Source organism: Paenibacillus sp. FSL H8-0259 (assembly GCF_037963255.1).
In the GTDB taxonomy this organism is placed as follows: Bacteria; Bacillota; Bacilli; order Paenibacillales; family Paenibacillaceae; genus Paenibacillus_AQ; species Paenibacillus_AQ phytohabitans.
Genome location: NZ_CP150147.1, coordinates 6,624,566 through 6,639,987, shown reverse-complemented (window position 1 = coordinate 6,639,987; position 15,422 = coordinate 6,624,566). Strand labels below are relative to the sequence as shown.

Sequence of the window (15,422 nt, the reverse complement as noted above, 5' to 3'; positions counted from 1 at the left end):
ACTAAATGCAGCCCAAATCAGCATCTCAGCCGATCCAGATCCGCTGCGTAGCGTGATCGCCGGAGTTCCGGCCGATCATTATGTCGAAGTCTCCGGGCTCGAACACAAGCTCATCGTCCTGGCCGTAGAACATCAGCATCTCGCGGGTGATCTCGAATGTGACAACCTGCTTCTCATGCGCGGCGAGGGTAACCTGCTTGAAGCCCTTCAGTTCCTTCACCGGACGGACCACACTTGCCGTAACATCGCGGATATAGAGCTGGACGGTCTCCTTGCCGGTAACCTCCGAAGTGTTCTCTACCTCAATGGAGGCGAGCACCCGGCCATCAGCCGCAGCTTCAACGATGAAGCTGCTGTAAGCAAAGCTGGAGTAGCTCAGGCCATAGCCGAAGCAGAACAGCGGATCATTCGGGATATCCAGATACCGGGTTACATAACGCACATCCGGATACTGGGGATCATACGGGCGTCCCGTCTGATAAGCATTATAATACACAGGAATCTGTCCCACAGAGTAAGGGAAGCTCATGGACAGGCGTCCGGACGGATTATAATCGCCGAACAGCACATCCGCAATGGAATTCCCCGACTCGCTGCCCAGGAACCAGGCTTGTACCAGCGCGTCGCTTGCATCAAGCACTGGCGCAAGCTCCAGCGGACGGCCGCTGAATACGATAGTGACGACAGGCTTGCCGGTATCCTTCAGACGCCGGATCAGCTTCTCCTGGTTTGCGGACAGCCGGAGGCTGGCTTTGCTGCCGCCTTCCCCGGTATCCTGCTGGTTCTCGCCGACAGCGGCAAGAATGACATCGCAATCCTTCAGCTGTTCGAAGGCCTCCTCAGCGTGGTCTTCCACATCGAAGACACCCTCCAGCATGCTTCCCAGCTCGCCAGTCATTGCTGTAGTAATATCTGCTGCCGGGATTTTGCCGGTGATGCCGGTGTAGAGAGAGACTGCCGGATCTTTCTCGGCACCTGCCCAGCCGCCCAGTACATGAATAGAGGTGGCGAATGGACCGGCCAGACCGAGCTTCATCCCCGGCTTCAGCGGCAGCACTTCATTCTCGTTCTTCAGCAGCACCACCGAGCTTGCACCGAGTTCACGTGCAGCCTGCAGATGCTCAGCGCTGGGCTTATCCGCTTCGTCTGTCACCGGATCAGCGTCCTTGAACGGATTGTCGAACAACCCGAGGGCATCCTTCAGCTCCAGTACCCGGGTGACGGCTTCGTCGATCAGGCTGATATCAAGCAGTCCTTCTTCGACCAGCGCGGCCCCATGGTTCAGATAGTGGGTGGACATCATCTCGATATCCAGGCCTGCGGCAAGGCTTTTGTGGGCGGCTTCGCGGCCATCCTGTGCAGCGCCATGGGGCACCAGTTCATTGACAGAGTTGAAGTCGGCGATGGTGACGCCGTCAAAACCCCATTCCTCCCGCAGAATTCCGCGGAGCAGCTTGCTGTTGCCGCTGGCCGGAATACGGTCAATGGTATTGAACGCGGCCATGACCATGGCGACACCGGCATCTACTGCAGCTTTATAAGCCGGCAGATAGAATTCGCGGAGTACACCGGCGGACATATCCACCGTGTTGTATTCACGGCCGCCTTCAGGCGCGCCGTAGCCGGCGAAATGCTTCACACAGGCTGCGATCCGCCCCGGCTCCTTCAGGTCTGTCCCCTGATAGCCTCGGACCATGCTCTCGGTCACGCGGGCGTTCAGGTAAGGGTCCTCACCGGAGGTCTCCATCACCCGGCCCCAGCGCGGATCGCGCACGAGGTCAGTCATGGGGGAGAAGGTGACATGAATACCGGCAGCGGCGCTCTCTCTGGCTGCGATTTCAGCGAAGCGTTCGATGGCTTCAAGGTCGAAGCTGCTGCCCATCGCCAGCGGAATCGGCAGGATAGTCCGGTAGCCGTGAATGACATCCGCCATGAAGAGCAGGGGAATCTTCTGGCGGCTGGATTCCAGATGCCGGGTCTGCAGCTCAATGACATTCCGTGCGCCAATGCCGTTCAGAACGCTTCCGATGTTCTCCATCACCTGCGGCTTGATGTTCAATTCTTTGAATGGACCCGTTAAATCCACGGTATCATCCAGACCCCAATAGTAAGGACCGAGCTGGGTTAGCTGGGCCATCTTTTCGTCTAGTGTCATATCGTTCACGAGATCTTGGATAAACGGTTTAGTCATGGCTAACTCCTTCGTTAAGCGTACTGAAAGTTATCGTCTGTATATATTATTGTGCCAAATAGATATGCAGTTCATCACCAGGCAGTGTAAGCAGGTTGTTCTTGGCGATGCTTACGGCACCCGGGCGGTACGGGTTGGACAGGACCTGGCCGGTAACCGCTACTCCCGCTGCATGCAGCTCCGGAGTACGGGCCGGGCCTGAGCCGATGTGATAGACAAAGGTTAACGGACGGCCGAAACACTCGTAAGTGAAGCGCAGTCCGTCAAGGCTGGCCGGCAGCACCGGATCAATGATCAGCTCTTCATCGCTGAAGCGGATACCCAGAATAGCTGAGATGAGCTGATTGAGATAGATTCCGGGACCGCTGGAATACAGGCGCCAGCCGCCTTTGACTTCTACACTGCCGTCGCGCAGCTGATCGAAGTTCTGCTGATAGCTGTAACGGTCAGGGAAATTCCCGTCCGAGCTGCTGAAGTACATATTGCTCTGGCGCAGCTGGGCATTTGGGACGCTCTGCCGGATGTTGATCGGATTGATTTGGAACAGGCCTTCCCAAGCGCGGTCAGCTTCGCCAAGCTTGGCGGAAGCTTCGAGATAGCGGATATGGGCATGCACATACTGCAGGCTGATCTCGCGGCCGACACTGGCGGCTTGCTCGGCACGGCGGAAGATCGTACTTACGCCGCCTTCATAGCGGGCGGGACGATCCATCAGCCGCACGCCATCCGGGTGATTCAGATACTCGTCAATCAGGCGGAAATTGGCAACCGCCTGTTCCGGGGTGACCAGTTCAGCGATGATACTGCGTGTCATCGGCAGTAACCGGTACTTAATACCCGTCTGCTGATCCAGCGGATGAAGCATATAATCAATGCTTCCGTCTTCCTGGAAGTAAGCGAAGCCGGCAATGACGCCATCCTTGATCAGCAGCGTCCGGAAGGATTCCTTCATCTCTTCTGCCATTACAGCAAGGCTGGCGGAGAATTCGGCATCGGCTGCCGTGACCTGTGACAGGTTGCGGATGACCTGGAAGGCCAAAGCGACAGTCCAGGCGCTCACAAGCTTGGTCTTCAGGGCTTCATCGGCAGGCTGCAGCGTATCATCCCAGTCGCCGCCGGCATAATTGATCAGGGAAGTGCCCGGTACGAAGCGTTCGCGGATTGTCTCTACAGCAGCTTTGACATGCTCAAGCACCGTTTCGGTCTGCTGGCTTGGCAGAGCATCTGCCAGATGGTGGTAAGCTACCTGTTCCTGAAGAATCGTGTAGTCTCCTGTAGCCATAATATAATCGCTGATGCATTTCAGCGGCCAGAGTACGACATCGCCATGCCATTCATGGGCTTGTACCGGATGCTGGTCGAACATGAACCATTGCGGCCATTCCTTGCTCTCCCACAGCTGATGGGAGTAGATCTTCAGCAGTACATTTCTGGCCAGCTCATAATGCTGGGTCATCAGGAAATACTCCATCGGTCCCTGGCATACATCGCGTGTGCCCCATGCGGCTCCGCCCGGCTGTTCAAGGCCATGCGGCATAATGAAATGGGTCATCGCATTATGGGTGTACCACCATACAGTTTCGTTCAGAATATCAATCCGTGACTGCTCTTCTCCTTCAAGCTGGAGGTGGAAGCCCGAAGTAAATGTCTCATAGAAGCCTTTAAACAGCGCTTCCTCGGTTTCCGGAGTGTAAGGAGAGACCAGGGGAAGACTGTCGGCCTGTGTGAGCCGGCCTTGGATTACAAGCTGGAAGCTTGCCGACTGCGTGACGGAAATCGTCAGCAGCGTTCCGTTGCGCGGCTGTCTGTCCGTATAGAACATCCGGTCATCGCTGTACGTATAGGCCGTTCCCGGAAGCTGGATATCGAAATGCAGACCGGGATAAGGAAGCTGCTGCACGGACGCTTCGTCAGGAAGAACCTGCAGAATTCCGTCCTTGGCTTCAACTCTTACCGGATGCTGGAATTCATGCTCACCCATAACAAGCTGGTTCGTGATCAGATAATCATAGGATTTGCCGAGCTTCGACTGAACCTGCAGGGCAACATCCGGCTGGCCTGCTGCGGCAAAGACGGTAACCGTGAGCAGATCATCCTCAATCTGGTAATGCCATCTGGCAAAGTTAACGCCCATTTCGTAAGCTGCCGGGAGCGTAAGAATCCGGTAGACCCCATCCAGGCGGACATAGATCCGCTGTCCGCTGTTCCGCTGAATATTCAGCAGGCCGCGTGGTGTGGAGAGCAGTTTATGGAAAGAGGTATTGCCGACAACCGTCTGGCCGTTGAAGATTCCGTACATATAGTTAGTGGAAGAAATTAGGTTGTTATCGACTTGGCCTTTATCGAGCAGCGTAGTGATGATATGGCCGTGCGGACGTTCAACCAGCAGCTCCTTGGGCTGCAGTACAACATGGACATGCTCATCCGTGAAGAAGGAGAGCAGTTCCCCGTTCTCAATTTCTTCAAGCTTCCGGTTAGGGTAAGCCGCCTCAATCTCAGCTTGTGACCACTGTGCAGAGACATAAGGTGCGCCAATATCAGTACTTAGCACAGGCACATCTCTGCTCGGCACAGCCTCACCCGCGCTCCAGTCGATTTCATCGTAAGCTGCCTGCAGCTCGGCCTGGAACTCAAGCTCTGTAACAGCAGCCGGATGAGTAGGGCGGAAGAGCCCGTAGAAGGCGAATTCGGCGGGAGCGGACAGCGTCATAAGCTCTGTCTGCAGCGCGGTATAGGCCAGCTCGTATTGATAATTGCTGTTCTGCAGATTGCCGCTAAGCACCTCAGGTACATAACTGCCTTTGTAAGACACGCCGAAGAACTGCATACCGTCAGTAGAATAGCCTACTGCGCGCGTACCCACTGCACCCTGCTGGAGATAAGGGAAAGCAATGCCCTGCGGCTGGTTCTGGCGCGAGCATACGGCATAGCCGTTCGTGCCTTCCCAGATGCTGTGATCCAGGTATTGGCTCATGTACAGCTCATTGGCCAGCACGCCGCCTTTGCCTGCGACACCGATATCCTGTCCGTAGACCACATCCACGGTCTCACCGCTGCCGGAGAGCTGAATATGCCAGAACCAGATTCCGTCCCGGGCAGGCGCGAAGGTCACACGGTAGCTGATTGCTTCTATAGAACCTTCAAAAATCAGTTGGTCTTGACTATGGGACAGCTTGGAGTCCGAGCGGATTCCGAGTAAAGGATAGCTGCTGATTCCTTGCTCCGTATGCACGCGCAGATAGATATTATTAGCTGAACCATCTACAGGATTGCCTTGGAACTGATTAATGAGAGTAGACTCATGGGTGAACTCGAAGATGTCTCCTGTTGGCAGGAACGTATAACTAAGGTCATCCCGGGTTAAGGTAATCATGTTTGATTGTTGTTTGAAAATCATAATAACCCTCTCTTTCCAGTACGTGATTGGGACATGAATTAGGTTAGGGGGAATTCATCATCAGATGTCACAAGAACAAGGTGACATGTCCGTGTAAAGAATAAATAGAAACGTTTCCATAAGTGATACATCTCGATATTAGTCTGAAGACGAAAAAAAGTCAATTATCTGCGAAAAAACGACCGAATTATCGTTTTTATATCGCGGAATGTAATTTTTTTACTTGTAATTCGAAAATAAAAAATGTTTGACAGCGTATACAACTTGGGAGTATGCTCTGAGCAAGGGGAAACACAAAGAAATAATGGAAACGTTTCTATACTGTCCAATACGGTTAAATATTAAAGGTATGCACGCAGTTGTCATTCCGGCTGCAGGACAAGAAGTGAAACAAAGATATGCATGCGGTAAGAATGCATCGTTCAATTTGGAGGTGGGCTCATTGGCAAGATTTGTACATGCCGGCGGAAATATCGTCCGGGAACTGTTTAAGAACAAAGTGCTGTATCTCATGCTGCTGCCTGTCATTGTGTATTTCGCGGTCTTTCATTATGCGGTAATGCCCGGCGCTTATGTTGCATTCGTGGATTACAAGCTCAACAAAGGTATCTTTGGCAGTGATTTTATCGGTCTGAAGAACTTTGAATTCCTGGTGCAGACCGGAGAGCTCTGGAATATCACCAAGAATACGCTGCTCTACAATCTGGTATTCCTTGCTTTAGGGAATATTATTCAGATTGTGTTTGCCATCATGTTGTCGGAGATAACCGGGAAATGGTTCAAGAAGATCTCCCAGTCCGTTATTCTCCTGCCAAACTTCATTTCGATGGTTATCGTTGGTGTGTTTGCTTACAATCTATTCAACTTCAACTCCGGATTCATCAATACGATGATCTCGGGGGCAGGGCTGGACCGTTATGAGTTCTATAACGATCCGGGCATCTGGAAATACATTATTGTGGCCTTCAAGATCTGGGCGGGTACCGGCTACGGTATGATTGTCTATCTGGCTGCGATCACAGGGATCAACCATGATCTGTACGAGGCTGCCTACATGGATGGTGCTACTACCTGGCAGCGGATCCGCTACATGACCCTGCCTATTCTGAAGCCGACCTTTATACTGCTCCTGCTGTTCGGTATGGGCGGGATTCTCAAAGGCTCCTTCGACCTGTTCTACAATCTCATTGGCACAAACTCCGTGCTGTATCCGCAGACGGATATCATAGATACGTATGTCTTCCGCTCCCTGGTGGGACAATTTAACTTCTCGATGGGTGCTGCAGTAGGATTCTACCAATCCTTATTCGGCCTGGTCCTGGTGCTTGTGGTTAACTTTATTGTACGCAAGGTTGAACCGGACAGCGCGTTGTTCTAAGACAAGACTCGAAACAGGGGTGATGAAAATGGCAAGCTCAACTATTAAAATCAAACAGGATTCCGGCAGTGTGTTCATAAAAGTGATCAGTTACATCTGCATCACGATCTTTGCACTGTTCTGTGTGTTTCCTTTTGCACTGATGATCTCTTCCTCCTTCATGAATGAGCAGGAGATTGTCCGCGAGGGATATAAGCTGATTCCGAATGAAGTTTCCTTCAAGGCCTACGAATTGTTGCTCAGTAACTCCTCCAAGCTGGTGGATGCTTATCAGGTTACGATTTTCATTACGGTGGTAGGTACAGTACTTGGTCTGTTCATGATGTCCATGGCCGGATTTGTCCTGAACCGCAAGGATTTCAAATACCGTAACTTCTTCTCCTTCCTGATCTATTTCACAACCTTGTTCAGCGGAGGATTGATTCCGACTTATATTCTGATGGTCAAGCATCTGCATATGAAGGATAACCTGTTCGCCATGATTCTGCCGGCTGTGGTAGGGGCGTGGTCGATCTTCCTGATGCGTAACTTCATGAAGGCGATCCCGGATTCCCTGTATGAATCAGCCACGATTGACGGCGCGGGCGATTTCCGCATCTACTGGCGGATCTTCATGCCGCTGGCGATTCCTTCACTGGCGACTATCGGGCTGTTCTCGGCGCTGGGCTTCTGGAATGAGTGGTACAACGGGATGCTGTACATGGACTCTCCGAGCAAGTTCCCGCTCCAGTACTTCCTGCAGCGCATGATCAACCAGGCGAATATGGGCAGTCTCATCAACTCGGGAGCGGTCATTAATACAGCCGATCTGCCTACCCAATCGATCAAAATGGCTACAGCCGTGCTGGCCACAGGCCCGATCATTCTCCTGTATCCATTCATTCAGCGTTACTTCGTAACCGGTCTTACCGTCGGTGCTGTTAAGGGTTAATAGACGCCTGCTTCAATCGAAGGGTGTTTGTTATAGATGCAAAATCCATAATATAGAAAAGAAAAGGGAGGCTTACCGAATGAAAGGTAAAAAGATTGCTTCTTCTCTAGCTGCTGTCCTCATGCTTACTGGAGTGCTATCCGCTTGTTCGTCAAGCAATAATGCAAATGGAAATAATTCAGGTTCGTCGAACACTCCATCCACTTCCACCAATGCTGGAGGAGTAGACACCTCTAAGGAAGCAAAGCTGGTGTACTACCTGTGGGGCAGTGAAGGGGTTACCAATAAAGAAATTCTGGCTGAGATCAATAAGAAGCTTAAGGCTGATCTGAATACTACACTTGAAATCAAGTATATTGACTGGCCGGACGTAGGTACCAAGTATCCGCTGTTGTTCGCTTCCGGCGAATCGTTCGATCTGTCGCATGCTTCCCCGGGTGCCGCTGTGTCTTACTACACCCTGGCTACTGAAGGGGCACTGACTGACATTACCGACATGCTGGACAAGGTGGCGCCTAAGCTGAAGGCGGAGATTCCTGAAGCCTCCTGGCAGAACACCAAGGTCAATGGCAAAATCTACGGCGTACCGAGTCTGTTCAGTGAATATACGCCTGCCGGTTATGCATACCGTACGGATCTGCTGAAGAAATACGGCATGACCGAAATTAAGACAATCGATGATATGGTTAAATACATGGATAATGTGGTTGCCAACGAATCCTTCCCGCCAATCAACGGTAAGGCTGAGGATGCACAGAACATGTACAGAATGCTCGTAGATACTACAGACATGTGGCTGAACGCACCTGGTATCTCGCTGAATGAATTGAATCTGGTCACCAAGAGCCCGGAGGATTACAAGACCGTATTCCATCCAGCCTTCACCCAGGAATTCGAGGATTGGGCTGTGAAAATGCGTGAGTGGGGCGACAAGGGCTATTGGGGCAAAGACGTTCTGTCCGCTTCCCTCGGCAGCAAGGACAACTTCAGAGCAGCGAACTCTGCGGGTTATCTGACTCATGCCCAGGACTGGATCGGGCAGTACGGCGGAGATATCAAGGCACTGCCTGACTCTCCAACAAGCTTCTATACTTTTGCTGAAGCGAATAAGAAAATCAAGCGTAAAATGGGTGTAGACAACTCGACAGTAATCAGCGCGAATTCCTCTAATCCGGAGCGCTCTCTGATGGTAATTGAGAAATTCATGACCGATGAAAGCTACTACAACCTGATGCAATACGGTATCGAAGGCAAGCACTACGTCATTGAAGATGGCGTGAAGAAGCAGCCGGAAGGCTTCAATGAAAAAACAGATGGCGGAGGCTTCTCGGCCTGGTCCCTCAGAAACGACAAATTCGTGATTCCGAGTGATACTGAGAACCCGATCCGTAAAGACCTGTTTGCTGCATGGGATAAAGAAGCAATCGATGATCCGTACAACGGCTTCAGCTTCGATCCTTCGAATGTAACAACTGAAATTGCTTCGATCTCGAACGTCAATGCACAGCTCGGTATTCAGCTGATGCTGGGTAAAACAAGCAAAGATCCAAAGGCAGCTGTAGCAGAATACCGCGATCAGCTGACAAAAGCAGGAGTTGACAAGGTCATTGCCGAAGTAGAGAAACAATTGGCAGAATTTACACCTGTTAACTAAAGAATGAAATAGGTTACAGGGGAGCTATAGTCTATAGCTCCCTTACCTATAAATGGGGGAGTAGTGTGGACGTTAATATTAAGGATATCGCGCGGATATCCGGAGTCGGCATCTCGACTGTATCCAGGGTTATCAACAATAAGGGACTGGTGAGTGATGCGACCCGCGAGAAGGTTCTGAGTGTCGTGAAGGAATACAATTATATTCCGAATTCCAACGCACGGAATTTAAAAACCACGCAGTCCAAGAACATTGCACTCATGGTCAAGGGGATTACCAATCCGTTCTTCGCCATCATGATCAAGGAAATTGAACGGCAGGTCAATCTGCGCGGCTATCCGTTTCTCATCCATCAGGTAGAGGATGGGACTGATGAGATCAATGCGGCGATTCAACTGGTGAAGGAGAAGAACTTAAGCGGGATTATTTTCATGGGCGGTACGTATAATCATTCCGAAGAGAAGTTCAAGCAGCTGACGGTTCCGTTTGTACTGACGACGATCACTACATCCCAGGAAGTGGACCCTGCCATATTCTCCAGCGTAACCATCAATGAATCGAAAGAGGCCTACAAGGCGACCAGTTATTTAATCTCACTTGGACACAAGAACATTGGCTTCCTGGCCAAATCACCTTTATTGGATGAAACTACGGGCAGCCGGCGGCTTATGGGATATAAGCTGGCATTAGAAGAAAATAATCTGCCTTACAATGCCGGGCTTGTAGAGGATTGTGAATACAGTCCGAGCTCGGGCTTCAACGCTGCACGCAGACTGCTGAACCGGGACAGAGCGGTGACCGCAATATTTGCTGCTTCCGATACCATTGCCATCGGTGCGGCCAAGGCTGTGCTTACCGCCGGCTTGTCCATCCCTGATGATATTTCGATTATCGGCTTTGACGGCATTGAGATGGCAGAATATTATCATCCTGCGCTGGATACGATCAGCCAGCCGGGTACGGAAATGGCTCTATCCAGTGTAGGGGTATTATTTGATCTTATTTCGAATCGCACCAACCATCAGCATATTGTCTATGATGCAGTCTTGCTCAAACGGGGCTCCTGCAAAATGATCAAGAGCCGATAACAGCAGGGCGCTGACTATAAACGTATTGGAGTTGATATCCAGGATGCAAGAATCTTTGAGAATAGGCACTTTGGTCCGGGGCGGTGAAGCCGTCCAGGTCATTCCGCAGATTGTGAAGCATGGCTTCGAATCCTTCCAATTGAATTTCTGGCAGACGATTGGCGATACCGATCTGGTGGAGACAGCGGCCCGGATTCGGGAGCTGGCGGCTGAGCATCACTTCGTGATCTCTGCTGTCGGGATCTATGGTAATCCGCTTGGCGGCAACCCCGAGAGTGGAGATACCCTTGCCGGCTGGGAGCAGTTGATTGAACATGCCCACTTGTTCGGCACGGATATTGTCGGCGGCTTCACCGGGCGGCTGCCCGGCTCTTCAATTGACGAGTCCCTGCCGAGATTCGCCGAAGTATTCGGAGGATTATCGAAGCGGGCCGCGGACAAGGGTCTGCGGATTGCTTTTGAGAACTGTGCGATGGGCGGGGACTGGCAGAAGGGCGACTGGAATATCGCGCATAACCCTACAGCTTGGGAGAAGATGTTCAATAGCGTTCCGGCAGATAATCTCGGGCTGGAATGGGAGCCTGCCCACCAGTTGACTGCGCTGATTGATCCGGTCCCGCAGCTGCGCAAATGGGTGGATAAGATTTTCCATGTGCACGGTAAGGATGTCACTATCGCCTGGGACATTATCAAGGAATACGGGATTCATGGTCCCAAGCCTTATGTATGGGACCGCACGCCCGGCTTCGGCGATACCAACTGGACGGATATTATCACCATTCTCCGTCAGGGCGGCTATAAGGGCACAATCGACATCGAAGGCTGGCATGATCCGGTTTACCGCGATGAGCTGGAGATGACCGGCCAGGTACATGCCCTGAATTATTTGAAGCATTGCCGCGGAGGCAGCTTTGTGCCGAATCCGGTGATTTGACTTTGACGACAACAAGACCTCGTTATCCACGCATGTGGAGGATGGGGTCTTTGTTGTATTTGGAACTACTCCCCCTGTAGGGGAGTGACAGCGGGCTGGCCGGGAGCAGGACACGCCGGCGCGGGAGTTAGGCGGGAATGACGCGGGAAGGAGGGGAGTATAGGTCGCCGCCAGGAATCTTGCAGAAAATACAACAATACCGGACTCAAAACTGCCGATACGCAGTAATCTTGCAGAAAATACAACAATACGGGGCTATAAGCTGCCCAGCCGCCAGAAATCCTGCAAAAAGTACAACAATACCGGATCTGACCCGCCTAACCAGTCAGAAATCTTGCAAAAAGTACAACAATATCGTATCTGACACACGCCCGTCCGTCAGAATTCCGCGTACAGAGGGAACGTGGGCATCTAATTCGGCACCAAAGTGGGTCCGGCGCAGGAATAAGAAGCAGAAATACCCCTGCTTCATTCCGCCAAAAGTGAGTCCGGCGAAGGAAACAGAGGTAGATACTTTATTTTGGTGACAGTTCGCGGAAACTAGGCCTTAAACGAAACGCTTGATTGTCCAGTAAGGGACAGTGAAGCTGCCTTTGTTCGTTGCAATGTGTAGTGCATCTGTTGAGTGATCTATTTTACATACTCCGGTGTAAGTTTCTCCGCTGATCAAGTGAACGCGTTGCCACAGATTGGAGAGGAGCGCATGTTGAATGTCCTTTTTTATCATACTCGTTCACTTCCCTTATTTGCTCTTAGTAACTGTATGTTAGTAAGCTTCTGTACTTATTATTTAAACCACAGAGCAATAATGTAACAGTTCAATTGGTTACAGTTTTGTACCATTTATAATATACGTTGAATTGCAGGAGTTTTACTCTTACTATACTCATAAGTGAATATAGACCCGCAACCCTCCGAGGTTAGGCTAACAGGTTGATTTCTCGAACAAGCGATAATCTCATCTTGAATGCTCTTGTGGATTGTGCCGGAAAAGCAATTACACAGCGCAGAGTAGCAGTCCGCATACAGGGTATATATATTCTAGGAGGTGTCACCAATGAATTGGACAACCAGATTGCAGCAGATCACATTAACTCTCCTTACCGCTAGTCTCCTTACTCTAGGCTGGGGGACCTCGGCTTCTCCGGTGCAGGCGGCGGCGGCGCCAACCCCGGCTCCGTCCTGCAGCACGGGAGATCATGGACTGCTTCAGGAGTTGCAGGCAGCACATAGCGGAGCAGATGCGATCCCGCTTAGCTTCTCTGATGTAGAGTTTCTGAGTGCAGATACGGGGCGGGCAGCCGGGAACGGATTCCTGATTGGAACCTCGGACGGAGGCTGCCATTTCCAGAAGATTTATGAAGGGCAGTGGAGCTTTCAGCAGATCGACTTCCCTGATAATATCCATGGCTGGGCGCTTGCCGCGGTCAATGACGGTCAGGCTAAATATCTGATCCGGACCACGGATGGAGGCTCTACCTGGAAAAGGCTGTCGAATAAGGCTGTGACCTTTGAGCGGGTGGAGTTTCTGGACAGCAGCAAAGGATTCGGCTACAACCGTGCGTCCACCTATTATACGAATGACGGCGGAGAGAGCTGGAGTCTGATTAAGACACCAGCGAATACACGCGGAGCGTATTTCACCAGCCTGAGCAGCGGATGGGCCGTGGTCGTTGTACCGGGCAGCGGGTATCAGGTGATGCGGACGGCAGACGGCGGAACGAACTGGAAGCTGATGCTGAAATCTTCTTACGCTGAACCCTCATACGGACAAATCTATGCGAACGGCAGTCAGGTGTATGCCGTACTGTACGGCGGTTACGGAATGTCGCAGACTTCGTATTCGCTCTACGGCAGCGCTAACTCCGGCGGCAGCTGGACGCGGGTGATTGCCCAAGAGACGGCTGGAGGCGGTCCGGCTCCGGGAAGCGGCGCGGCCAAGGTGAAGAAGGGGCCCGCTTCGGGCAGCCCCGGCAATCTGGTGATGATCGGCAAAACAACGGCTTTCCTGGTGGGATTCCAACCCGCAGCGGAACAAGTGGGGATCGGATTCACCAAGAATAACGGGCAGGCCTGGAGTAATCAGATGACGGTTCCCGGCTACGAAGGGACGATCTCCTTCACCGATCATAATCAAGGCTGGCTTGCGGTGAGAGACCTGAACAGCTCGACACTTTATGTGACGAAGGATGCAGGTGCCACCTGGACGTCCAAGTTTTCTTTTGAGACTACGGGGCGGTAAGGTTTCTAATGAATGAAGAAACGGGTGTCGTCCTGGCGAGGGCGGACCCGTTTTTTTGTACACCATAGATATATATATTGATTGAACTGAAAAAGGTACATGACATATAACGCGGAAGCCTGCGTACGGAGTTTGTAAAGCGTTTCGTTCGACATCCGTTCAGCGTCAATGGATAACTGTATTTCCTGCAATTAAAAGACGAAGAAAAACCCGATTTACCGGGCGAAGTGTATTCTGTACAACTAAAATTAAGGAAAGTGTACCTTTATGGCAAAAGTGGATTTTTTAAGTGTACGAACTGCAATTAAAGTTCTCAAGGGTGATTAAAAATCACTTTTAGTTGTAGAAAGTACAGTTAAAGTGTGGGCAAGTGTAGTTACGGTGGTGAATAGCAGATACCCTGTTTCAATCCAATTTGCAGAATATCTGATGCTGTGAAAAATTTACCAGCATGCCGGGTAATGAGATAGAGGTGGGAGGTGGAGCATGGTTAAAGCCGTTAAAATACTGTGGATCAGCGCTGTTGTGCTGAATATCGCTTCAATCGTGTTCTTTTTCATGCTGACGAATCATTGGCTTACCCAGGGGTGGATCATGGATATCATCAGTACGGTAGTGCTGCAAATTGTTGGAGTTCCATCGGCGGCTCTGATTGTTGTCTCGCTTTGTACTTTTAAATTTAACTGGAAACCCGCCAGCTGGGTGGGGTACTTAGGGGCTTTAATTATTATTGCTGCGCTGCTGTGGATCGCGGGATATCTGTTCCTTTTTGCATGGCTGTCTATATAGAGGAGCTGGATAAAAGGGAGGGGATGGAAGTGGATAGTTTTTACGATCAGGGTGAAGAAGCGTATATCAGCGGGGATTTCGTTCGCGCGCTTGCACTGTTCACGGAGGAGTGGGAGTTAGGGCATTCCGGTGACTGTCTGAATTATATGGGTTGCTGCCACTTGTCACTGGGAGAGTATCCGGCGGCGCTTTCCTGTTTCGAACGTCTTCAGCAGGAGAGTCCGGAGTGGGAAAGACCAGTGTTTAATCTCGGCCGGGTGTATTTCAGACTGGGGGAGCTGGACAAAGCGTTCCGTTATTATGAGACAGCTCTGAGAATGAATCCGGCCAGTGAAGATGCTCTATATTATATGGGAACCTATTATTATGAGGTTGAGGACTATGTACAGGCGCAGCAATGTTATGAACAATCCTTGAAGCTCAATGAAGCGCAGTCTGAAACGCATCTGAACCTGGGAATGTGTTACGTTAGGATGTCTGATTCCAAGTCGGCCTTCAAGGAGTTTGAGAGAGCCTTTGAACTGGATCCGTCCTGTTATGATGCTGTGCGTAATAAAGGTCTTGTTCTTCTGGAAATGCGTGAATTTAAGGCGGCACTGGAAGCATTCGGGCTGGCGGCCAAAATCCAGCCGGATGAAACGGAGTGCATGACCGGCATCATCTATTGCCATGCTAAACTGAAAGACTATGAGACGGCACTTAAGATAGCCCGTAAATTGCTGGAGCTTGAACCCGGCAGCAATCAGGCTTTGCGCTTTATTGAGAAGCTGGAGGTCTCGGTGACCAGGCAAATTCATGGAGAGAGTTAAGCGAGGGGC

Annotated in this window: 10 protein-coding genes; 8 read left to right on the top strand and 2 right to left on the bottom strand. The window is 51.2% G+C overall.

The features are described 5' to 3' along the window. Window positions 1-25 precede the first annotated feature (25 nt). Together bglX and NSU01_RS28395 are read right to left on the bottom strand one after the other, a co-directional pair. The gene (bglX, locus tag NSU01_RS28400; RefSeq protein ID WP_076247862.1) at window positions 26-2,191 is read right to left on the bottom strand and encodes a beta-glucosidase BglX; all 2,166 of its coding nucleotides are present in this window, start codon (window positions 2,189-2,191) and stop codon (window positions 26-28) included. Window positions 2,192-2,237: 46 nt separating this feature from the next. Next, window positions 2,238-5,588: a hypothetical protein gene (locus tag NSU01_RS28395; protein WP_076247860.1), complete on the bottom strand. Its 3,351-nt coding sequence runs from the start codon at window positions 5,586-5,588 to the stop codon at window positions 2,238-2,240. A gap of 442 nt (window positions 5,589-6,030) precedes the next feature. Here NSU01_RS28395 and NSU01_RS28390 point away from each other — a divergent pair, with 442 nt between their 5' ends. The 8 genes from NSU01_RS28390 to NSU01_RS28355 all read left to right on the top strand — a co-directional run bounded on the left by NSU01_RS28390 (window position 6,031) and on the right by NSU01_RS28355 (window position 15,413). Further along, window positions 6,031-6,966 (top strand): ABC transporter permease subunit, encoded by a 936-nt coding sequence (locus NSU01_RS28390; protein ID WP_231637716.1) that lies wholly within the window; start codon window positions 6,031-6,033, stop codon window positions 6,964-6,966. Between the two features lie 43 nt (window positions 6,967-7,009). Continuing rightward, window positions 7,010-7,897 carry a carbohydrate ABC transporter permease gene (locus NSU01_RS28385; protein WP_076247879.1) on the top strand — a complete coding sequence of 296 codons (888 nt, stop codon included), beginning with the start codon at window positions 7,010-7,012 and terminating at the stop codon, window positions 7,895-7,897. Between the two features lie 79 nt (window positions 7,898-7,976). Then, window positions 7,977-9,551 carry a DUF3502 domain-containing protein gene (locus NSU01_RS28380; RefSeq protein WP_083705723.1) on the top strand — a complete coding sequence of 525 codons (1,575 nt, stop codon included), beginning with the start codon at window positions 7,977-7,979 and terminating at the stop codon, window positions 9,549-9,551. A 65-nt stretch (window positions 9,552-9,616) separates the two neighbouring features. Further along, on the top strand, window positions 9,617-10,639 hold the full coding sequence (locus NSU01_RS28375; protein WP_042139624.1) for a LacI family DNA-binding transcriptional regulator: 1,023 nt from the start codon (window positions 9,617-9,619) through the stop codon (window positions 10,637-10,639). Window positions 10,640-10,694: 55 nt separating this feature from the next. Beyond that, window positions 10,695-11,573, top strand: a complete 879-nt coding sequence (locus NSU01_RS28370) for a sugar phosphate isomerase/epimerase (protein ID WP_305954229.1) — start codon at window positions 10,695-10,697, stop codon at window positions 11,571-11,573. A 1,057-nt stretch (window positions 11,574-12,630) separates the two neighbouring features. Beyond that, on the top strand, window positions 12,631-13,815 hold the full coding sequence (locus NSU01_RS28365) for a hypothetical protein (protein ID WP_076247856.1): 1,185 nt from the start codon (window positions 12,631-12,633) through the stop codon (window positions 13,813-13,815). 486 nt (window positions 13,816-14,301) lie between these two features. After that, entirely contained in the window at window positions 14,302-14,604 is a 303-nt protein-coding gene (locus NSU01_RS28360) for a hypothetical protein (RefSeq protein WP_076247854.1), read from the top strand. Between the two features lie 29 nt (window positions 14,605-14,633). Next, entirely contained in the window at window positions 14,634-15,413 is a 780-nt protein-coding gene (locus NSU01_RS28355) for a tetratricopeptide repeat protein (protein WP_179093624.1), read from the top strand. Window positions 15,414-15,422: the final 9 nt, after the last annotated feature.